This is a genomic window from Janthinobacterium rivuli, assembly GCF_009208735.1.
Classification (GTDB): Bacteria; Pseudomonadota; Gammaproteobacteria; order Burkholderiales; family Burkholderiaceae_D; genus Janthinobacterium.
Genome location: NZ_WFLJ01000003.1, coordinates 144,952 through 165,211, shown reverse-complemented (window position 1 = coordinate 165,211; position 20,260 = coordinate 144,952). Strand labels below are relative to the sequence as shown.

The window sequence follows — 20,260 nt, the reverse complement described above, 5'->3', positions numbered from 1 at the left end:
CTTCACTTTGCCCTTGTCCTTGATAACGGAACGCTGCCGCGATGGAAACCAAATGGCTGGAAGACTTCATTTCGCTCGCTGAAACGCATAACTTCAGCCGTTCCGCGGCCCTGCGCCACGTGACCCAGCCGGCCTTCTCGCGGCGCATCCAGTCGCTGGAAAACTGGCTCGGCATCGACCTGGTCGACCGCACCTCGTATCCCACACGCCTGACGCCGGCCGGCGCCGTGTTCTACGAACAGGCGCTGGAAATGCTGGGGCAGATCAACGGCGTGCGCGCCCTGTTGCGCGGCAAGCGCGCGGCCACGCAAACGAGCGTCGACTTCGCCGTGCCGCATACCCTGTCGCTGACCTTCATGCCGAAATGGCTGACGGCGCTGGAAGAAGGTTTTGCGCCGATCAACAGCCGCCTGATGGCGCTGAACGTGCACGACGCCGTGCTGCAGCTGGTCGACGGCGGCTGCGACCTGCTGCTGTGCTACCACCATCCGCGCCAGCCGGTGCAGCTGGATCCGGGCCGCTACGACATGCTGGTGATGGGGCGCGAAACCCTGCGCGCGTATGCGCGCTGCGGCCAGGACAAGGTACCCGACTTCGTCCTGCCCGGCAGCGCCAAGGAGCCGCTGCCCTTCCTTTCCTACACCAGCAACGCCTACCTGGGACGCATGGTGGAGTTGCTGGTGGCCGACGCCAAGGTCCCGCTCTTCCTCGAGACCTGCTACGAAACGGACATGGCCGAAGGTTTGAAGATGATGGCGCTGGAAGGGCGCGGCATCGCCTTCCTGCCTGAATCGGCCGTCATGCGCGACGTCAAATACAAGCATCTGGCGCGCGCCGACGGCGGCGCGCCGGGCTGGGAAATCGAGCTGGAAATCCGGCTGTACCGCGAACGCCCGTCCAGCCTGCGGCCCGGCAAGCAGATCGTCGAAAGCCTGTGGCAATACCTGGTGCAGGCGCAGGATGGCAAGCCGCGCGCCGGCAAGCGCCGCAAACGCGCCGTCGAGGCCACCCAGTCCTGACTGGCAATCCTGGCAATACAACTATGCAATAAATGCATAACCGGATGCGCACAAAGCATTGGCCGGGGCATGAGGCTATCGCCTACGATGCGGTTCCGCTGCGCGCAGCTGCATCTCGGCTGTGCCTCTAACGTATTCGTATTGTCAGGAGCTTATCAAGCATGACCAGCAAGCACGCACTTCCTTCCTACCTCAATCCTGAAGACCTGGGCCCATGGGGCGTCTACCTCGAGCAGATCGACCGCGTTACGCCGTACCTGGGCAACCTGTCGCGCTGGGTGGAAACGCTGAAGCGTCCAAAGCGCATTCTGACGGTCGACGTGCCTATCGAGCGCGATGATGGCACCATTGCCCACTACGAAGGCTACCGCGTGCAGCACAACCTGTCGCGCGGTCCGGGCAAGGGCGGCGTGCGCTTCCACCAGGACGTGACCCTGTCGGAAGTGATGGCCCTGTCGGCCTGGATGACGGTCAAGAATGCGGCCGTCAACGTGCCATACGGCGGCGCCAAGGGCGGTATCCGTGTCGATCCGAAGACCTTGTCGCGCAACGAACTGCAACGCCTGACCCGCCGCTACACGAGCGAGATCAGCATGATCATCGGACCGAACAAGGATATCCCGGCGCCGGACGTCAACACGAATGAGCAAGTGATGGCGTGGATGATGGACAGCTACGCCATGATCGGCGGCAATATGTCGACCGGCGTGGTGACGGGCAAACCGATCTCGCTGGGCGGCAGCCTGGGTCGCCGCGATGCGACGGGCCGCGGCGTGTTCGTCGTCGGTTGCGATGCGGCCGCCAAGGTCGGCATGTCGCTCGAAGGCGCGAAAGTCATCGTGCAAGGTTTCGGCAACGTGGGCGGCGTCGCTGCCCGCATGTTCGCTGAAGCCGGCTCGAAAGTGGTCGCGGTACAAGACCACAAGACCACCGTGGTGCATGCCGGCGGCTTGAACATCCCGCAATTGCTGGCACACGTGGCCGAAGTGGGCAGCGTCGAAGGCTTCCCGGGCGCCGAGGCATTCGTGCCGCGCGAAGATTTCTGGGGCATCGATTGCGACATCCTGATCCCGGCCGCACTGGAACAGCAGATCACGGCAGAACGCGCACAAGTCATCCGCGCCAAGATCATCCTGGAAGGCGCCAACGGCCCGACCCTGCCGGCAGCGGACGACATCCTGACCGACCGTGGCGTACTGATCGTGCCGGACGTGCTGGCCAACGCCGGCGGCGTGACCGTCAGCTACTTCGAATGGGCACAGAACTTCTCGAGCTTCTTCTGGACGGAAGAAGAAATCAACAGCCGCCTGACGCGCATCATGCGCGAAGCGTTCGACGCGGTATGGCAAGTGTCGCAAGAGAAGAAAGTGTCGATGCGTACCGCCACCTTCATCCTGGCGTGCACCCGTGTCCTGCAAGCTCGCGAAGTACGCGGCCTGTATCCATAATGGCTGCCTGAGAAAATGCCTGGGGCGTTGTTGCCTGCCGCTCGCCGTACTGGCGTACTGTCTTCGGGGCGGCGCCTAGCCCCCGACATTTTTCAGGCGCCATTGCTACCTTTGACGCCATTGGTTTAATGGCGCTCTAAAAAAATCCCGCCACACTGACGTGTGAGCGGGATTTTTTGTATCTGGCGGACTTTTTTACGCCGCGTAGCCTTGCGGATTCTGGTGCTGCCAGCGCCAGTGGTCGCGGCACATGTCGTCAATGTTTTTCTGCGCTTGCCAGCCCAGCAATTGCTTCGCCTTGTCGGCCGAGGCGTAGCAGCTGGCGATGTCGCCGGGGCGGCGCGGCACGATGTCGTACGGGACTTGGCGGCCGCTGGCGGCCTCGAAGGCGCGCACGGTATCGAGCACGCTGTAGCCGTGGCCCGTGCCCAGGTTGACGGTAAAGCCGCCCTCGGTGGCAAACAGGCGGTTCAACGCGGCCACATGGCCCAGCGCCAGGTCGACCACGTGGATGTAGTCGCGCACGCCCGTGCCGTCGGGCGTGGCGTAGTCGTTGCCGAAGACGGCCAGACGCTCGCGGCGGCCCACGGCCACCTGGGCGATGAAGGGCATCAGGTTGTTCGGGATGCCGGCCGGATCCTCACCGATCAAGCCGCTGGCATGCGCGCCCACGGGATTGAAGTAGCGCAGCACGCCGACTTGCCATTGCGCATCCGCGTGCACGAGGTCGGCCAGGATCTGCTCGACCATCAGCTTGGAGCGACCGTAGGGGTTGGTCACGGACAGGCGCGACGATTCCAGGATCGGCAAGGCTTCCGGGTCGCCATACACGGTGGCTGACGAGCTGAAGACAAAACGCTTCACATTCGCCGCCGCCAGCACTTCCAGCAGGGCCACGGTGCCCGTCACATTGTTGTCCATATACATCAACGGCTGGGCCACGGATTCGCCGACGGCTTTCAAGCCCGCGAAATGGATCACCGCATCGATGGCGTGCTCGCGCAAGACGGCAGCCATGGCCGCACGGTCGCGCACGTCCGCTACATAGAAGGGCACGCTTTTGCCGGAGATGCGCTCCACGCGCGCCATCGCTTCGCGCGCGCTATTGCACAGATTATCCACCGCGACGACCTCAAAGCCGGCAGCCAGCAATTCGACACAGGTATGCGAACCGATGAAACCGGATGCGCCCGTCACGAGTATTTTCTTGGACATAATATCAATCAATGTAAAAAAGATAAGACTACCGCAATTCCCGCGCCTTGCCTAGCCAGCGCACGATAGCGTGGGCGTGAAAAAAGCCTGCGGCGTCACCGCGGCAGGCTTGTTCTCATGATAATGGTACAGACGGGCAAACCGCCAGGTTATTTCTTGATAAACACCAGATCCCATACGCCATGGCCCAGCTTCAAGCCACGGTTTTCAAACTTGGTCAGCGGACGATATGCCGGTTGCGGCGCATAAGCGTCGGCGCTGTTGCGCAGTTGCGGCTCGGCGCCGAGCACGTCCAGCATTTGCACAGCGTAATCTTCCCAGTCGGTGGCGCAATGCAGATAGCCGCCCGGCGCCAGGCGATCGGTCAATTGCTTGACGAACGGCGACTGGATCAGGCGGCGCTTGTTATGGCGTGCCTTGTGCCATGGATCGGGGAAGAAAACGTGGATACCGGCCAGCGAATTGGCGGGAATCATGTGCGTGAGCACTTCCACCGCATCGTGCTGCAGCAGGCGCAAATTCGTCAGCGACTCCTCGCCGATCAGCTTCAACAGGCTGCCGACACCGGGTGTATGCACTTCGACGCCGATGAAATCCTTCTCCGGCATGGCTTTGGCGATATGCGCAGTCGTCGCGCCCATGCCGAAACCGATTTCCAGGATGACGGGCGCCTTGCGGCCGAATACCTGCTCGAAGTCCATCGGTTCCTTGGCGAAAGGCACGAGGAACTGCGGCCCCAGAGTCTCGAGCGCGCGCGCCTGCGCCACGGAAAGCCGTCCCGCGCGGGTCACGAAACTGCGGATGCGGTGTTCGGTCGGATCATACATCATCGGCCGCGCCGGGCCGTTTGCTGGGGTATCAGAAGACATGGGAATGGAGAAATAAGTGGCCGCGCCGGATCAAGCCTGGCGCCAGCGAAAAATGGAGCGGGTGAAGGGAATCGAACCCTCGTCGTAAGCTTGGGAAGCTTCTGCTCTACCATTGAGCTACACCCGCGAAGCCTGCATTTTACGCGGGATGGCAAGGACTTGGCAAACTTGTGCGGCGCTTTCGCATGCATCAGGAATTTTCACGACAATTAACAGAAAGACCAATTCGGCCGCATCGGCACGTCAGCATTTTTATCGATAGTGAACAACATCGCCGGTAGCCGGCACGGTAAATGGCCAAGTATGTGGCTAAAAGAGGAGAAATTATTGTCGTTGCGAACGCTGTGACGCAGACTAGCGGAAGCAAAATTTCTATAATCACATCACATTTTAAACTGTCCAGTCTCGTTTGATCACAAACGCGCTTTACAAATAGGCCCGGTGAATATGGTTGTTGTAAGGCTTTACATAGTTGAGCAAGGTAGTCGAGCGGCAGATGGAGCGACTGGCGCAGTGAGTCGCGCTCAGCGTGGTATGCAGCGTATGGGTCCGGTGCGAACGGTCTTGTACATCGTCCCGCTTGAGCCACTTGGCAGCCGTGGCACGGGTGATATTGAAGACCTTGGCGGCCTCGCGGTGGGACAGTCCGGAGTCCTTGATTTCCTGCCGGATTTTCGGAATTATGCGGGCTTGGGGATGAATGCGTGCGCTCATGGACTGACCTTTATGCGAGCTGCTGCGACGCCATAGACCGCGCCACGTGTAGGCTGTTGCTGCAAATCTACGATGACAGATAAAAGCGGCGTCGGATTCCTGCGCATGCTCAAAGCGGGCCTCGCCGATCAGGATCATCAAACAGCTGACCGCCAACGGCTTGCAATTCAACGACCGCTGTATAACGATAGGCAGGAAGCCCAGTGGCCAGCACGCCTTCGATCAAGCCTGCGTCGCCATGGACACCGCACCGGCATCCGCAAACGAACGGCATGGTCGAGCGATTCAATGGCCGTAGGCACGACAAAGATGAGCCGTATCTTAATTACAGGAAAAACCGGCCAGGTCGGCTACGAGCTGGAACGCAGCTTGCAAGGTCTGGGCGAAATCTTCACGCTAGACCGCAGCCAGATGGACTTGGCCGATCTTGACCAGGTGCGCGACGTCATCCGCCGCGTCAAACCGACGCTGATCGTCAACCCGGCCGCCTACACCGCTGTCGACAAGGCGGAGAGCGAGCCCGAGCTGGCCATGCGCATCAATGGAGCAGCACCAGGCGTCATGGCCGAAGAAGCAAAGAAACTGGGCGCTGCGATGATCCATTACAGCACCGATTATGTCTTTGATGGGTCGAAAGACGGCGCCTATGTCGAGACCGATCCAACCGGTCCCGTGAATGTGTATGGCCGAAGCAAACTAGCTGGCGAGCAAGCCATTCTGGCGGCCGGTATCCCGCACCTGATCCTGCGAACCAGCTGGGTTTACGGCATGCACGGAAAAACTTTCTGCTCACCATGCTTCGTCTGGCAAAGGAGCGTGAGGAACTGAGCATTGTGTCCGATCAATTCGGCGCACCCACCTGGAGCCGTACCATCGCCGACACCACTGCGCACATCATTGCGCAAAGCCTGGTGACGAACGACCAGCATGCATGGTGGGAAGAACGTTCAGGAAAGTATCATTTGACGGCGCAGGGCAGGACGACATGGTTTGGTTTTACCGAAGCAATCATGGCCCATGCATCGATCATTAACAAGCCCAAACTGCGGCCAATCCTGGCCAAAGACTACCCGGTTCCGGCGCAACGCCCGACCAATTCGCTACTGTCGTCGCAACGCTTGATGGACACTTTTTGCGCTCTACCGCAATGGCAGGAAGCCTTGAAGCTGTGCCAAGACTGAGATACGGCCGTTGAATCGCTCAACCATGCCGTTCGTCTGGCACCTGCGCAAGTATTTGATATCGACGTGCACAGTCACTTCAAACTGCCAAATACTTTGCCGATAATCTTGCTGCCATACGCGAGCGGATTGCTGCGGATGGCTTTCTCTTCCTCGCCGATCATCAGGTACAGGCCGTCAAGCGCGCGGTCGGTGACATAGCCTTCCACCGTCGCCTGCTGCTGCGGCACCAGTCCCGTCTTGCCGATCTGGCTCATGGTGCTGTTGTACTTGCTGGCCAGGCCGGAACGGTCGGTCATGGATTTCACGATGGGCAGGAATTTGACGGCCAAGGGTGCCGAGGTCTTCTGGCGGAAAAAGTCCGTCACCGAAGTGTCGCCACCGGACAGGATATTTTTCGCGTCGCTCACGCTCATCGATTTGACCGCGTCGAGCAGCAAGGGCTTGGCCATGGGCACGGCAGACTCGGCGGCCCGGTTCATCGCCACCACCAGGTCGTCCAGCTGCTGGCCGCGGCCCGTCATTTTCAGCAGGGGCTTGGCTTGCTCCAGGATGCCGGGCAGCTTGATCTTGACCTTGTCATTGTTCAGGAAACCATTTTCGATGCCCAACTTGGCCACGGCGGCGGCCGATCCGGCTTCCAGCGCGGCTTTCAAGCCATTGCTGGCATCCTGGTTGCTGAGGGCATCCAGGGGACCGGCAGTGCCTGCGCCGGACGACAGCAATGCCAGGGCACACAGGATGGCGGCCGGACGACCAGGGAAAGGGTTCAGGCGCATAGTTTTCCTTTTCTAAAGAATAGACAGACCACCTTCTGCTGGAACCTTAGCACATCAAAACTGCAAATACCGCAGCATTTTTTTGCGTCCGGGGGAAACAAGGGGGCCACAGATGGCGAAGGGAAAGGACTATACAGTACCGGCTGTTGTATCCGCGCACGCCAACGCCGGCGGTGTGGTTCAGCCTGCTATCGCCGCCAGCTGTTCGCGCACCCGCGCCAGATCCGTCTCGCGCATGCGCGCCGCCGTCTGGCGCAAGGATTTTTCCGCACCGGCCACGCCGGCCGCCACGGCCATCGACAGCCAGATATACGCCTGCTGCAAATCGAGCGGGCCACCCTGGCCGCTGGCCGCCATCAAGCCCAGATTCATTTGCGCCCGCGCATGACCCTGGCGCGCGGCCAGCGCATACCAGTCCCAGGCGGCGGCATAGTCCTGCGGCACATCCTGGCCATTGTCATGCCGCAGGCCCAGCGCGAACTGGGCCAGGCTGTGGCCTTGCGCGGCGGCGCGGCAGTAACAGGCGCAGGCCAGCTGGCTGTCAGGCGCAGGGCCGTCGTCGCGGTCGTGCAGCACGCCTTGCATGTATTGCGCCGGCGCGTAATCCTGCTCGGCGGCGCGGCGGTACCATTCCAGCGCCAGCGCCAGATCCTGCGGCACGCCCTGGCCATGTTCATACCGCAGGCCCAGGTCGAACTGCGCCCGCACATGCCCCTGGTCGGCCGCCTTGCGGTACCAGAAGATGGCTTCCTGCGCATCGGCAGGCATGCCCTGCCCGTGTTCATGCAGGAGCCCCAGCTGATACTGCGCGGCGGGAAAGCCCTGCTCCGCCGCCTGGCGGTAGAACACCTGCGCCCGGGGATAGTCCTGCGCGCCATGTTCATGGTGCAGGCCCAGATTGTGCTGGGCCGCCGCGTGTCCCTGGCCGGCCGCCTTCACGTACCACGCGAGTGCCGCCTGTTTATCGCAGGGCACGCCCTGGCCATTGTCGTAGATCAGGCCCAGGTTGAACTGCGAACTGGCGTGGCCCTGCTCGGCCGCGCGCCGGTACCAGCTGATAGCCTGCCGGCTGTCCTGCGCCAGCACGTCGCCATTTTCATAGCGCAGCGCCAGGTTGAACTGGGCCGGCGCATAGCCTTGTTCGGCCGCCTTGCGCATCCAGGCCGTCGCCTGCTGGCGGTCTTCGCGCACGCCCTGGCCATTGTCGTAGCGCAGGCCCAGGTTGAACTGCGCCCGCGCATAACCCTGTTCGGCCGCCTTGCGGTACCAGGCGATGGCTTGCACGAAGTCCTGCGGCACGCCCTTGCCATTGTCATACATCATGCCCAGATTGTTTTGCGCGCCCGCGTCGCCCTGTTCCGCCGCGCGGCTGAACCACAGCATGGCTTGCCCGCTATCTTGCGCGAGCCCCTGGCCCTTGGCATACAGCCAGCCCAGGTTGTACTGCGCCGCCGCGTAACCCTGCTCGGCCGCCAGCTGGTACCAGTGCGCCGCCTGCGCAAAATCCTGCGCCACGCCCTGCCCTTTCTGGCACATCACGCCCAGGTTGTATTGCGCGTGTTCGAGTCCCTGCGCGGCGGCCAGGCCATACCAGTGCAGCGCCAGCGCATAGCTTTGTTCGATCCCCTGTCCATTGAAATACATGAAACCCAGACTGTGCTGGGCGTTCGCATTGCCCTTCTCGGCCAGCCCTTTCAGGCGCAGGTAATCAGCCGTGTAATGAACAGCCGTGTGGCGGGGAGCGGCAAGCGGCATGGGTCAGGCCTCGATGGCCAGCGTTGGCGACAGCGCGGGAGCCGCATCGGCGATCAGGCGATTCTGCTCCTGCAGCACGCCGATGAAGCTGCCCAGCGAAATGGGCCGGTGATACAGGTAGCCCTGCATCGTGGTGCAGCCCTTGTCCTGCAGATAGCGCGCCTGGCCTTCCGTTTCCACGCCCTCGGCGATCAGGTGCAGGCCCAGGCCGCGCGCGATCGAGATGATGGCCAGGATCACGGGATAGTGTCCGTGCTCGTCGTGGATTTCCTTCACAAACGACTGGTCGATCTTGATCGTATGGATGGGGAAGCGGTGCAGGTACGACAGCGAGGAATAGCCGGTGCCGAAATCGTCGATGGCCACCGACACGCCCAGCTGGCACAGCTTGTTCAACTGCTCGATCGCATACTGCGGGTTGCGGATGCAGATGTTTTCCGTGATCTCCACTTCGATCTTTTCCGGTGCGATGCCATAGCGCGTCAGGGCGCCGCGCATCTTTTCGAAAAAGTCGCCCCGGTCCAGGTATTGCGGCGACAAATTGAGCGACAGGCGCACGGCGTCGCCGCCGGCCGAGTTCCACTGCACCAGGTCGCGGCACAGGGCGCCCAGCATCCAGTCCGAGATCGGCAGCATCAAGCCATTTTCCTCGGCGAACGGCAAAAATTCGCCGGCCGTCAGCAAGCCCCGCTGCGGGTGGTTCCAGCGCATCAGCCCTTCGGCGCCGACGATGCGGCCCGTCATCACATCCACCTGCGGCTGGTAATACATCTCCAGCTGGTTCAGTTCCAGCGCCTTGCGCAGGCTTTGCTCGAGCGCGATCTTCTGGTGCGACACATCGAGCATGGACTCGTGATAGAAACTGTGGCCGTTCTTGCCCAGCGCCTTGACCTGGTACATGGCGATGTCGGCGTGGCGCAGCAGCTCGTCGATGGTCTCGCCGTCGCCCGGATAGATGGCGATGCCGATGGAGGCCGAAATATGCACCTGGTTGCCATCGAGGTCGAACGGCTGGTGCAGGCATTCGAGAAATTTGTCGGCGATCAGGCGCGCATCCTGGCGGTCGCGCAGTTCCGGCAGCACGATGGTAAATTCATCGCCGCCCTGGCGCGCCAGGGTATCGCCGCGGCGCAGGCAATCCTTCAGGCGCAGCGCCACCTGCTGCAGCAACTCGTCACCCTTGACGTGGCCCAGGGTATCGTTGACCAGTTTGAAACGATCGAGGTCAATGAACATCACGGCCAGTTCCGTCAGCTTGCGCCGCGCCTGGATCACGGCCAGCCCCAGGCGGTCCTTGAACAGCATGCGGTTCGGCAGGTCCGTCAGGATGTCGTGATACGCCTGGTAAGAGATGACTTCCTCGGCGCGCTTGCGGTCGGTGATGTCGCGCGCCACGCCGTAGGTGCCGAAGTATTCCTGCTTTTTCGCTTCGTGATCGTGGCCGTGCACGCCGATAGAGTTGAGCGGAATCGTCATCAGCGTGTTGTTGAAGGTGCGGTCGCTGCCGCTGCCGCTGTGGCACTTCAGGCGCAGTTCCACATTGCGCGAGGCGCGCTCGTCGAGGCGGCGCTCATTGAAGGCATAGCGCGCCCGCTCCTGGTCCTCGTCGTGCACGAGGATCGAATAATGGCTGCCGATCAGCTCTTCGCGGCTAAAACCCAGCAATTGGTGCACGCGGTCGTTGATGAAGGTGATGCGTCCTTCGTGGTTCAGCGTATAGATGATGTCGGGCGAGCTGTCGACCAGGTAGCGGTACATCTTTTCCGAGTTTTCCAGCTGCAGCGCGATGCGCTCGTTTTCCAGCGCCAGCTTGCGCTTCTGCAGCGCGTTCTCCACCGTCTTGAGCAGCTCCTCGCGGCTGTAGGGCTTGCGCAGGTAATCGTAGGCGCCCCGTTTCAGGGCGCCGATGGCCGCCTCGATGCCGACGTCGCCGCTCATGACGATCACGTCGCCCTCGATGCCGCGCCGGTTGATGTGGTCCATGATTTCATGGCCGCTCATATCGGGCAGGCGCAAGTCCAGCAGGATCAGGTCGAAGCGCAGTTTCGACAACTGCGCCAGCGCCTCGCTGCCGCAGGTGGCCGTGTACAGCTGGTAGCCGCGGTCCTTCAGCAATTCGTGGAGGGAAGCGAGCAGACGGGGCTCGTCGTCGACCAGCAGGATGCGCGGGCTGTTTTCCAGGTCAAATGGAATGGCGGAGGAGTTCATGGACGTGACGAAGACAAGGCGGTATTGCCGGGCGCTGGCAGCGCGGCCGCAGCGCTCGCCGGCACGGGAACGGGCAGCAGAATTTCAAACGAGGTGCCGGACTTGCCGCTGCGGCAGCCGATCACGCCATGCAGGCGGGTGACCAGATCATGCACGATGGACAAGCCCAGGCCGTGATGCGCCCCTTCCTTGCTGCTGCGCACAGGGGAAAACAGATTGGCCAGCACTTCCGGCGCCAAGCCGGCGCCATTGTCGCTGACGCACAGTTCCAGGTACAGGCGGCGGTCGCGGTTGACGTGGCCACGGTTCGCCACTTCGATGCGCCCGCCATCAGGCAAGGCTTCGACGGCGTTTTTCAGCAGGTTGAGCAGGATTTGCTTGAGCATATCGGCATCGGCCTCCACCTCGCATGGCCCATCCTGCATGCGCGTGACAACCTCGATCTTCGGCGGCAGGAAATCGGTGGCGCGGAACAGGCGCAGCACATCGTCGACCACGCGCGCGCAATCGGTCACGCCGCTGGCCGCCACCGGCTGCAGATCGGCCAGGCCGCCGATCAACTGGCCGACGCGGTCGATTTCCTCGTTCAGGATAGCCATCTCGCCCGTGACCGCCTCCTGCTTCTCCAGCTTGTGATCGAGCACGCTCAGGTAGTTCTTGATGATGGACAGCGGGTTATTCACTTCATGCACGACGCGACGCGAGGCGGCGCGGTATTCCTCGGCCACGTGATCGAGCTGGCGCCGTGCCAGGCCGCGCGCGCTGATGGCCTCTTCCAGCGCCGTGGCGGCCTGGTTGGCATAGGCGCGCAGGAAACCCTCGCGCTTCTGGCAAGCGGGAATCTGCCACGCCGCCACGCCGCCAATCAACACGCCCAGGCTGCGCTGGCCCGACGCCAAAGGCACGCAGACCAGGCTGTCCGTGCCGAGAATGCGGAACAGCTGCTCCTCGACGATGCCCAGCGCCGGCATGTCGCGTTTCAGGCACGCCAGCTGGCACTCCAGCGCCGAGGCGGCCAGCGGGCCGCCCTTGGCCAGCGGGATCGAGAAGCCGGCCAGGCGCTGCTGATGTTCTCCCGCCGCCACGCCGACAAGCGCATGGCCGGTGGGGTTTTGCAGCAGGATGACGGCGGTGTCGAAATCGAACAGGATGCGCGCCGAGCGCGTGATGGCTTCGAGCAGGCTGCTCTCGTCCTGCTGCCGGGCGAAGGTCTGCCCCACTTCGGACACCAGCACCATGTTGCGCACTTCGTCGGACAGGCGCTGCTGAATCGGATCGACGGCTGGCGGCGCATACGCGGGCGGCGTGGCGACATCGTCCGCGCCGGCCAGGTCGATGCCCAGGTGCTGCGCGGTCTGCGCCACCTGGCGCGCCACGCTGCCGGCCAGGTCTTCCAATACCTCGACGTCCAGCGCGCACAGGCTTGCCGCCTGCGTGATGGACTCGGCCTCGTCCGCATCGTCGGCGTGGCAGCACAACAGGTGCGCCAGGCGCACGATGCGAATCAAGGGATGGCTCGCTTCCAGGCGCGCCAGCGGTTCATGGTGATACAGCACGCTGTCGGCCAGGAAGGAATCGAGATGCCAGCGCTCGATCAGCCAGGCGCCCGCTTCGGCATGCGTGATCTGCAAGGTGCGCTGCTCCACCGCGCACAGGGCGGCATCGTCGCGCGCCGTGAAATTGAACGCGTATTCCTTCGGCGCCGTGGCCAGCAAGGCCAGGCGGCCCACGTTGTGCAGCAAGCCCGCCAGATACGCTTCCTCGACGTGCGGATAGGCCATGGCCTTGGCCAGCGCGCGCGCCATCATGGCGGCCGACAGCGAGCTTTTCCAGAAGGCGCGCAAATCCGTGCTGCCGGAATGGGGAAAGCTGTTGAAGGTCTGGAACACGGATTCGCTGATGACCAGGGTCTTGATCATGTCCGTACCCAGCGACACGAGCGACTGCTCCAGGCTGACGACCTTGCCCTGGCGATGGTAGGCCGAGCTGTTGGCCACGCCGAGGATCTTGCTGGTCATGCCGGCATCCTTGGCGATCAGGGCGGCCAGCTCCGGCATGCCGGCATCGTCGGCCTGCAGGTGGGCGATCAGCTTGATGAGGATCTGCGGCATGGCCGGCAGGCGGGCAATCAGCAGGCGATTGCGAATATCTTGATCAGATTGATGCATCGTATCAGGCAGTGCCGGTTCAAAAAGGAAGAGCGCTCAGCAGCGAAGCGCGGCCACGTTCAGAGGAATCCTCCACTCCTGTAACCCAAAAAATTATTGCCTGAGAGGATGCCGGGAAAAAAGTCATCTTATCATAAGCGCCGGATATTACTTGCAATATAGAAAATTAAGTTGAAATAAATCCAGCGTTCTGCAGTGGAAACTTATGCCTTGAAGGAACCCAGCAAACGGTGGCGGAAGCGCCGCGATATCAGCCACAGGGCCAGCGCCAGGCCCGTAAACGCCAGCTGGCCCGAGGCCAGCCACAGCACGGAACCGGACAGCAGCGGCGATATCACGCCGGCCACCACGGCGCCCAGCAAGGTGCTGGCAAACGACTGGCACGAAGCCACCGTGCCGCGGATGTGCGGGAACAGATCGAGCGCCAGCAGGGTCGCGCCCGGCCCCACCAGCGACATGCCGAAGGTGTAGAAGAACAGGGGCAGCACCGACCAGGGCAGCGAGGGCGGCAGGAACAGGTGATACACGACGTTGACGCTGGCGGCGCACAGCAGGAAGGCAAAGCCGATGCCGATCTGGCGCGCGAACGTCACTTTACCGGCGATGCGGTTGGCCGCCGCGGCGCCCATGAAGATGCCGCTCACGCAGGGAATGAACAGCCAGCCGAATTGCGACGGCCCCAGATCCAGCTGCTTGGGCAGCATTTCCGGCGCGGCCGTGATGAACAGGAACAGGCCGGCGAAATTGAGGGCGACGATGCCGGCCTTGATGTGGAACAGGGGCGAGCGCAGGATCTGGCCATAGCTCGACGCCAGGAAGCGGGGATTGAACGGCTGGCGCTTTTCCATCGGCAGGGTTTCGGGCAGGCGCCAGTAGCAGAACGCCAGCAGCACCACCGTGTAAAAGGCGAGGAAGAGGAAGATCGAGCGCCAGTCGAACCAGATGACGATCCAGCCGCCAAGGATCGGCGCCACGGCCGGGGCGATGGAAAAGATCATCGTCACCAGCGACAGCAGCCGCGCCGCCGCCGCATCGGCATACAGGTCGCGGATGATGGCGCGGCTGATCACCACGCCGGCGCCGGCCGAGACGCCCTGCATGATGCGGAAGAACCACAGATAGTGCACCGTGTGCGCCGAAGCGCAGCCGAGCGAGCCGATGGCAAACATCAGCAGGGACACGAGGATGACGTTGCGCCGGCCGAAGGTATCCGAGATCGCGCCATGCCACAGCACCATGCCGGCAAAGGCGAGCATGTAGAACGTCAGCGACTGCTGCACTTCCAGCGGCGACGCCTGCAGCGAACCCTGGATCGCGCCAAACGCGGGCAGATAGGTGTCGATCGACAGGGGGCCCAGCATCGACAGCCCGGCCAGCATCATGGCCAGCGCACCGCGGCTCAGCGGCGCCATGTGGCTCGGTGTGGGAGGCGGAACGGGCGTGACCGGGTCGGGCGGCACATCGGCCGGAGGAGTGGGAAACATGGCGGATCCAAAGTGGCGCGCGGACCGGATACGGTCCGCGCGCGGGGTTACTGCGGGGTCTTGCGACGAACGCTTACTGCTGTGGCTTTGGCTTGGCTTCTTCTCTACGGTTGTAGCCGGCGACCATATCAAAGCGGAACAAACGGCATTCCAGCGCGCCGTTGAAGAATGGCGTCTTGCGCGCTTCTTTCAGACGCAACAGCTTTGGCAGGCCCAGGTCGGCCGTGAACAGGAACACAGTCCAGCCGGCGAAGCGCTGCTTCAGGGTCGTGCCCATGGCCGAATAGAAGGACGTCGACAGTTCATCTTCCGGGATGGTGCTGTCGCCGCGCACGCCGATACGCTCGCCGTACGGCGGGTTGGTCAGCATGATGCCCGGCACGTCGCTCGGCGGCTTGACTTCCTGCGCCTCGATCTGTTTCAAGGGCACCTCGAAGCGCACGCCGGCGCAGCGCAGGTTGTGGCGCGTCATGGCGACCATGTCGCCCGAAATGTCGCTGCCGAAAATGGTCGGTTCGGCCGGCAGCGGATTGACCTTGATGGCGTTCTTCATGGCATTCCACGGCGCCGGATCGAAGTCGTGGAAGTTTTCAAACGCGAACTGGCGCGAGGCGCCCGGAGGAATCCCCTGCAGCATCTGCGCCGCTTCGGCCAGGATGGTGCCGGAACCGCACATCGGGTCGAACAGCACCATGCCAGGCTTCCAGCCCGACACGCGCAGCAGGCCGGCGGCCAGGTTTTCGCGCAGCGGCGCGTCGCCCGTCTCTTCGCGCCAGCCGCGCTTGAACAAGGCTTCGCCCGAGGTGTCGAGGTAGACGGTGAAGGTATGCGCGTCGAGGAAGCCGACGATGCGCATGTCCGGCGTCTTGGTGTTGACCGATGGACGCTCGTTGAACTGGTCGCGGAAGCGGTCGCAGATCGCATCCTTGATTTTCAAGGTCGTGAATTCCAGGCTGCGCAGCGGCGACTTGACGGCCGTGACGTCGACGCGGATCGTGTGGTGCACGCCGAACCAGTCTTCCCAGGATTGCGCCAGGGTCAGGTCATAGATATCGTTTTCCGTCTTGTAGCCGGAATGGGCCATGCGCATCAGCACGCGCGAAGCGATGCGCGAATGCAGGTTGATGCGGTAAGCGTCCAGCAGGTCGCCCGAGCAATGTACGCCGCCCGGTACCTGGTTATGGACCTTCATGGTCGAACTATCCTGGGCGATCTCGCCCAGTTCCTCGGCCAGCGCCGCTTCCATGCCGCGCGGGCATGGGCAAAAATATGAAGCCATGGTGGTGTACTCTTTATCCGTTGGAAAACAAACTAAAATCTGGGGTCAGACGGGGACGCCGAGTTCCGGCGGGTCTGCCCCCGGCACTAATTACTTTACTGATAACGCCCGCTCGACAAAATCGAGGCGGTCCTGGCCCCAGAACCCTTCGCCATCGACGATGTACCACGGCGAGCCGAAGACGCTGGCGGCGGTGGCCGCTTCCGTGTTGGCGTCGTATTCGGCCTGCACGCTGGCCGTTTCCGACGTTTTCAGCAACTGACGGCCATCGAAACCGGCGTCAAACGCGATCTGCACCAGGGTTTCCTCGTCGCCGATGTTGCGCTCTTCGGCCCACAGGCCGCGCATGATGGCGTGCGCCAGGTTCAGCGATGCCTCCACGCCGTGCGCCAGACGCGTGGCGATGATCAGCTTGGCCGCCGCTTCCGGCGACACGGGGAAAAACTTCGGCTGCAAGGTCAATGGCACTTGCAAAAAGGCCGACCAGCGCGCCAGTTCGGCCAGGCGATACGCCTGGCGCTGCGGTGCGCGCTTGGCCAGCGGCAGGCCGCCCGAGACGCTGAAGACCTTGCCCAGGTCGAAGGGCCGCACGTCGATCTGCGCGCCCGTCTTCGCGGCGATGGCCATCAGACGCGCGTGGCCCAGGTACGTCCATGGCGAATGGGGCGCAAAGAAATACTGCACGACTTTGCTCTGGCTTGCACTCATCTCGTCTCCTTAGAACGGCTTGACCACGACCAGCACGACGACGGCCAGCAGCATCAGCACCGGCACTTCGTTAAACCAGCGGAACCAGGTGTGGCTGCGCTTGTTGAGACCTTTTTCAAACTTGCGCAGGATGGCGCCGCAGGCGTGGTGGTAGCCGAGCAGCAGCACCACGAACGTCAGCTTGGCGTGCATCCAGCCCGGCATCTTCATGCGGCCTTCGCCACCGCCGTACAGCATCCACATCAACGCCAGCCCCAGCACCATGGCCGGCAGCGCCAGCAGGGACATGAAGCGGTACAGCTTGCGCGCCATCAGCAGCAGGCGCTCGGTGGCCACCGTTTCCGTCTCCATCGCCAGGTTCACGAAGATGCGCGGCAAATAAAACAGGCCGGCGAACCAGGAAATGACGAAGATGATGTGGAAGGCTTTGGTCCAGAGAAAGAGCATGGGGTTCCCAGTGTCAGAGGTATCGAAAAAGGAGAGCGCGGGCCGCCTTGTGGGCCGCCCGCGCAAGAGACTATTTGCGTACTTCGCCGTGGCCAAAGACCACGTATTTGAGCGAGGTCAGGCCTTCCAGTCCCACCGGGCCGCGCGCGTGCAGCTTGTCGTTCGAGATGCCGATTTCGGCGCCCAGGCCATATTCAAAACCGTCGGCGAAGCGCGTCGAGGCGTTCACCATCACCGAGGCGGAATCGACTTCGCGCAGGAAGCGCAGCGCATCGCTGTAGTCTTCCGTGATGATGGACTCCGTGTGCTTCGATGAATACTGATTGATGTGATCCATCGCTTCGTCGATGCCATCGACCACCTTCACCGACAGGATGGCCGCCAGGTATTCGGTGGACCAGTCTTCCTCGGTGGCGGGCACCAGGTGCGGATAAGCGGCGGCGGCCAGGATGGCGTGGCTTTCCGGATCGGCGCGCAATTCCACCTGCTTGGTCAAATACAGTTCGGCCAGCTGCGGCAGCACGGTGGCGGCGATGGCGCGCGACACCAGCAGCGTTTCCATGGTGTTGCAGGTGCCGTAGCGATGGCACTTCGCGTTGAAGCCGATATCGATCGCCTTTTTGATATCGGCCTTGGCGTCGATGTAGACGTGGCAGATGCCATCGAGGTGCTTGATCATCGGCACGGTGGCCTCGGCCATCAGGCGCGCGATCAGGCCCTTGCCGCCGCGCGGCACGATGACGTCCACGTACTGCGGCATGGTGATCAGGGCACCGACGGCGGCGCGGTCGGTCGTGTCGATGACTTGCACGGCATCGGCAGGCAGGCCGGCGCCGGCCAGCCCTTCCTGTACCAGCCTGGCCAGCGCGCGGTTGCAGTGAATCGCTTCCGAACCGCCGCGCAAGATCGTCGCGTTGCCGCTCTTGATGCACAGGCCGGCCGCGTCCACCGTCACGTTCGGACGCGCCTCATAGATGATGCCGATGACGCCCAGCGGCACGCGCATCTGGCCCACCTGGATGCCCGTCGGGCGGAATTTCATGTTCGAGATCTCGCCGATCGGATCGGCCAGCGACACGATCTGCGTCAGGCCTTCGACCATGGTGGCGATGGCGGCGTCGGACAGGGTCAGGCGGTCGAGCATGGCCGGCGCCAGGCCGGCGGCGGCGGCCGCGTCGAGGTCGCGCTGGTTGGCCGCGCGCAGCAGGTCGGCATCGCGCACGATGGCGGCGGCGATCAGGCTCAAGGCGCGGTTGCGCGTGGCGCTGTCGGCACGCGCCATGGCGCGCGAGGCGACGCGCGCGCGCGCGCCCACGTCCTGCATATATTCTGTGATGTCCATGCTCGTATCCATATAGTAAAAAAACTAGCCTCGGGCGATCTTCAGGCCCAGTTGCAGCATGGCATCCCAGGCATCGCCCGCGTAGCCCTTGGCGCGCAAGCCCTTGATCATCTTGTCCACCTGCGCCGCCTGCTGCAGCGCCGCTTCCAGCACGGGTAGCGAAATGCGCCGCAGGGCCGGCTCCATCATCCGCTCGCGCGGACCCCAGATACGGTATTCCTTCAGCAGCGCGCCCAATGGACGCCCTTGCGCCATGCCGGCCTTCAATTTTAACAGCGTGCGGATTTCTTCGGAGACGGCCCACAAGACCAGCGGCAGCGCCTCGCCCTCGCCTTTCAAGCCTTCGAGCATGCGCACCAGGCGCGCGGGGTCGCCGGCCAGCATGGCTTCTGACAGCTTGAAGACATCGTAGCGGGCCACGTTCAGCACCGCGTCCTGCACTTGTTCATACGTCAGCTTGCCCGCAGCATGCAGCAAGCCCAGTTTCTGGATTTCCTGGTGTGCCGCCAGCAAGTTGCCTTCCACCCGTTCGGCGATGAAGTCGATGCTGGCCCGTTCGGCGCTTTGCCCCTGCGCGGCCAGGCGCTGGCCTATCCACGCCGGCAACTGCGCGCGCTCCACGTTCGGAATCTCGATATACACGGCCGCCTGCTGCAGGCTGGCGACCCAGGCCGCCTTCTGCGTGGCCCAGTCCAGCTTGGGCAAGGTGATCAGGGTCAGGTTGTCGGGACTGAGGTTTTTCGCGTAGCTTTGCAGCGCCGCGCCGCCATCCTTGCCCGGCTTGCCGGTGGGGATGCGCAGCTCGATCATTTTCTTGTCCCCGAACAGCGATAGTTCCTGGTTCGCCGCCAGCAGTTCGCCCCACTTGAAGCTGCGCTCCACCGTCAGCACGTCGCGCTCGGAGTAACCCTGCGCGCGCGCCGCGCGGCGGATCTTGTCAGCCGCTTCCAGCGCCAGCAGGTGCTCGTCGCTGGTGATCACATACAGCTGCGCCAGCGGCTTGGCCACGTGTCCATCGAGCGCGTCTATCCGCAATTGCATGACGTCCCCGTTACTGCTGCGGCGCGGCCGGCGCGACCGGCGTCACGGGCGCCACCGACATGGCCGGCAGCACCGGCTTGATGGCGGCCAGGCGGCGCATGATCTGCTGCACCAGGTCGTTGCGCATGTCGCGGTACAGCGCCGCTTCCTCGGTTTCCTTGGCCAGCACCTGCGATTCGTCGAAGGTAATCGGACGCACCAGGCTGATGGTCGTCGGCGCCAGCAACTGGTTGCCGGCCTTGTCCACCACGCGGAAATTGATCGAATAGCCGAGTTGGTATTCTTGCACGCGGCCATTTTTGTTCAGCGACAAAATGGTCTTGGTACGATTCCTCTCCGGATCGCCGAGCACTTCAAGGACGGCGTCGGCGCCATCCCTGGTGTCCACCACCTCCGTGCTGCCAATGGCGCGGATATAGCGCTTCAGGCCGATCGCCAGCGGCGACGTGTCGGGCAAGCCGATGTACATCGTCGCGAACGGCAGCATGAAACTGCCGTTCGAACCGCGCAAATGAAAGCCGCAGGCCGACAACAGAACGGTCAGGCCCAGCGCCAGCACGGCGCGGCGGCCCAACAGCGATACTTGAGAGGAAGTCGTCATGA

Annotated in this window: 15 protein-coding genes, 1 tRNA gene and 3 pseudogenes; 4 read left to right on the top strand and 15 right to left on the bottom strand. The window is 62.9% G+C overall.

All coding sequences use genetic code 11. The annotated features are described in order from the left end of the window. Nucleotides 1-41 precede the first annotated feature (41 nt). Together GCN78_RS05050 and GCN78_RS05045 are read left to right on the top strand one after the other, a co-directional pair. Nucleotides 42-1,019 carry a LysR family transcriptional regulator gene (locus GCN78_RS05050; RefSeq protein WP_152250714.1) on the top strand — a complete coding sequence of 326 codons (978 nt, stop codon included), beginning with the start codon at nucleotides 42-44 and terminating at the stop codon, nucleotides 1,017-1,019. Nucleotides 1,020-1,180: 161 nt separating this feature from the next. Continuing rightward, nucleotides 1,181-2,467: a Glu/Leu/Phe/Val family dehydrogenase gene (locus GCN78_RS05045; RefSeq protein ID WP_034785857.1), complete on the top strand. Its 1,287-nt coding sequence runs from the start codon at nucleotides 1,181-1,183 to the stop codon at nucleotides 2,465-2,467. A 195-nt stretch (nucleotides 2,468-2,662) separates the two neighbouring features. Here GCN78_RS05045 and galE read toward each other — a convergent pair whose 3' ends face one another. The 4 genes and pseudogenes from galE to GCN78_RS30075 all read right to left on the bottom strand — a co-directional run. Continuing rightward, a complete protein-coding gene (gene galE / locus GCN78_RS05040; protein WP_152250713.1) occupies nucleotides 2,663-3,682 on the bottom strand; it encodes a UDP-glucose 4-epimerase GalE in 1,020 nt (339 codons plus the stop codon). A 149-nt stretch (nucleotides 3,683-3,831) separates the two neighbouring features. Further along, nucleotides 3,832-4,512 carry a tRNA (guanosine(46)-N7)-methyltransferase TrmB gene (gene trmB / locus GCN78_RS05035; RefSeq protein WP_152250712.1) on the bottom strand — a complete coding sequence of 227 codons (681 nt, stop codon included), beginning with the start codon at nucleotides 4,510-4,512 and terminating at the stop codon, nucleotides 3,832-3,834. Nucleotides 4,513-4,604: 92 nt separating this feature from the next. After that, a tRNA-Gly gene (locus tag GCN78_RS05030) sits at nucleotides 4,605-4,678 on the bottom strand. Between the two features lie 321 nt (nucleotides 4,679-4,999). Then, nucleotides 5,000-5,265 (bottom strand): annotated as a pseudogene (locus GCN78_RS30075) (IS481 family transposase); the annotation flags it as partial. A gap of 115 nt (nucleotides 5,266-5,380) precedes the next feature. Here GCN78_RS30075 and GCN78_RS29560 point away from each other — a divergent pair. Both GCN78_RS29560 and rfbD read left to right on the top strand, forming a co-directional pair. After that, nucleotides 5,381-5,570 (top strand): annotated as a pseudogene (locus GCN78_RS29560) (IS481 family transposase); the annotation flags it as partial. Between the two features lie 4 nt (nucleotides 5,571-5,574). Beyond that, nucleotides 5,575-6,446, top strand: a pseudogene (gene rfbD / locus GCN78_RS05020) (dTDP-4-dehydrorhamnose reductase). A gap of 74 nt (nucleotides 6,447-6,520) precedes the next feature. Here rfbD and GCN78_RS05015 read toward each other — a convergent pair. From GCN78_RS05015 to GCN78_RS04965, 11 genes are all read right to left on the bottom strand, one after another. Next, entirely contained in the window at nucleotides 6,521-7,225 is a 705-nt protein-coding gene (locus GCN78_RS05015) for a DUF4197 domain-containing protein (RefSeq protein WP_152250711.1), read from the bottom strand. Between the two features lie 180 nt (nucleotides 7,226-7,405). Continuing rightward, nucleotides 7,406-8,980 (bottom strand): SEL1-like repeat protein, encoded by a 1,575-nt coding sequence (locus GCN78_RS05010; RefSeq protein ID WP_152250710.1) that lies wholly within the window; start codon nucleotides 8,978-8,980, stop codon nucleotides 7,406-7,408. A 3-nt stretch (nucleotides 8,981-8,983) separates the two neighbouring features. Next, nucleotides 8,984-11,188 (bottom strand): EAL domain-containing response regulator, encoded by a 2,205-nt coding sequence (locus tag GCN78_RS05005; RefSeq protein ID WP_152250709.1) that lies wholly within the window; start codon nucleotides 11,186-11,188, stop codon nucleotides 8,984-8,986. Beyond that, on the bottom strand, nucleotides 11,185-13,356 hold the full coding sequence (locus GCN78_RS05000; protein ID WP_152250708.1) for an HDOD domain-containing protein: 2,172 nt from the start codon (nucleotides 13,354-13,356) through the stop codon (nucleotides 11,185-11,187). The genes GCN78_RS05005 and GCN78_RS05000 overlap by 4 nt, the downstream gene beginning before the upstream one ends. Before the next feature lie 203 nt (nucleotides 13,357-13,559). Then, a complete protein-coding gene (locus tag GCN78_RS04995) occupies nucleotides 13,560-14,840 on the bottom strand; it encodes a multidrug effflux MFS transporter (protein ID WP_152250707.1) in 1,281 nt (426 codons plus the stop codon). A 73-nt stretch (nucleotides 14,841-14,913) separates the two neighbouring features. Then, a complete protein-coding gene (locus GCN78_RS04990; RefSeq protein ID WP_413465181.1) occupies nucleotides 14,914-16,119 on the bottom strand; it encodes a THUMP domain-containing class I SAM-dependent RNA methyltransferase in 1,206 nt (401 codons plus the stop codon). 90 nt (nucleotides 16,120-16,209) lie between these two features. After that, nucleotides 16,210-16,827, bottom strand: coding sequence for a 2-hydroxychromene-2-carboxylate isomerase (locus GCN78_RS04985; RefSeq protein WP_152250706.1), 618 nt, complete (start codon nucleotides 16,825-16,827; stop codon nucleotides 16,210-16,212). A 9-nt stretch (nucleotides 16,828-16,836) separates the two neighbouring features. Next, on the bottom strand, nucleotides 16,837-17,274 hold the full coding sequence (locus tag GCN78_RS04980; RefSeq protein WP_152250705.1) for a CopD family protein: 438 nt from the start codon (nucleotides 17,272-17,274) through the stop codon (nucleotides 16,837-16,839). Nucleotides 17,275-17,344: 70 nt separating this feature from the next. Beyond that, a complete protein-coding gene (locus GCN78_RS04975; protein ID WP_152250704.1) occupies nucleotides 17,345-18,616 on the bottom strand; it encodes a glutamate-5-semialdehyde dehydrogenase in 1,272 nt (423 codons plus the stop codon). Nucleotides 18,617-18,640: 24 nt separating this feature from the next. Continuing rightward, nucleotides 18,641-19,657, bottom strand: a complete 1,017-nt coding sequence (gene holA, locus GCN78_RS04970) for a DNA polymerase III subunit delta (protein ID WP_152250703.1) — start codon at nucleotides 19,655-19,657, stop codon at nucleotides 18,641-18,643. Between the two features lie 10 nt (nucleotides 19,658-19,667). Continuing rightward, a complete protein-coding gene (locus tag GCN78_RS04965) occupies nucleotides 19,668-20,258 on the bottom strand; it encodes an LPS-assembly lipoprotein LptE (RefSeq protein ID WP_152250702.1) in 591 nt (196 codons plus the stop codon). Between the last annotated feature and the right edge of the window lie 2 nt (nucleotides 20,259-20,260).

Bases quoted from the DNA above. Each gene is read 5' to 3' on its own strand.
- GCN78_RS05000 (WP_152250708.1), bottom strand. From the start codon at position 13,356: ATGCATCAATCTGATCAAGATATTCGCAATCGCCTGCTGATTGCCCGC.
- galE (WP_152250713.1), bottom strand. From the start codon at position 3,682: ATGTCCAAGAAAATACTCGTGACGGGCGCATCCGGTTTCATCGGTTCG.
- GCN78_RS05015 (WP_152250711.1), bottom strand. From the start codon at position 7,225: ATGCGCCTGAACCCTTTCCCTGGTCGTCCGGCCGCCATCCTGTGTGCC.
- GCN78_RS05005 (WP_152250709.1), bottom strand. From the start codon at position 11,188: ATGAACTCCTCCGCCATTCCATTTGACCTGGAAAACAGCCCGCGCATC.
- GCN78_RS05050 (WP_152250714.1), top strand. From the start codon at position 42: ATGGAAACCAAATGGCTGGAAGACTTCATTTCGCTCGCTGAAACGCAT.
- GCN78_RS04990 (WP_413465181.1), bottom strand. From the start codon at position 16,119: ATGGCTTCATATTTTTGCCCATGCCCGCGCGGCATGGAAGCGGCGCTG.
- GCN78_RS05010 (WP_152250710.1), bottom strand. From the start codon at position 8,980: ATGCCGCTTGCCGCTCCCCGCCACACGGCTGTTCATTACACGGCTGAT.
- GCN78_RS04995 (WP_152250707.1), bottom strand. From the start codon at position 14,840: ATGTTTCCCACTCCTCCGGCCGATGTGCCGCCCGACCCGGTCACGCCC.
- GCN78_RS04965 (WP_152250702.1), bottom strand. From the start codon at position 20,258: ATGACGACTTCCTCTCAAGTATCGCTGTTGGGCCGCCGCGCCGTGCTG.
- GCN78_RS04980 (WP_152250705.1), bottom strand. From the start codon at position 17,274: ATGCTCTTTCTCTGGACCAAAGCCTTCCACATCATCTTCGTCATTTCC.
- GCN78_RS05045 (WP_034785857.1), top strand. From the start codon at position 1,181: ATGACCAGCAAGCACGCACTTCCTTCCTACCTCAATCCTGAAGACCTG.
- GCN78_RS04975 (WP_152250704.1), bottom strand. From the start codon at position 18,616: ATGGACATCACAGAATATATGCAGGACGTGGGCGCGCGCGCGCGCGTC.
- holA (WP_152250703.1), bottom strand. From the start codon at position 19,657: ATGCAATTGCGGATAGACGCGCTCGATGGACACGTGGCCAAGCCGCTG.
- GCN78_RS04985 (WP_152250706.1), bottom strand. From the start codon at position 16,827: ATGAGTGCAAGCCAGAGCAAAGTCGTGCAGTATTTCTTTGCGCCCCAT.
- trmB (WP_152250712.1), bottom strand. From the start codon at position 4,512: ATGATGTATGATCCGACCGAACACCGCATCCGCAGTTTCGTGACCCGC.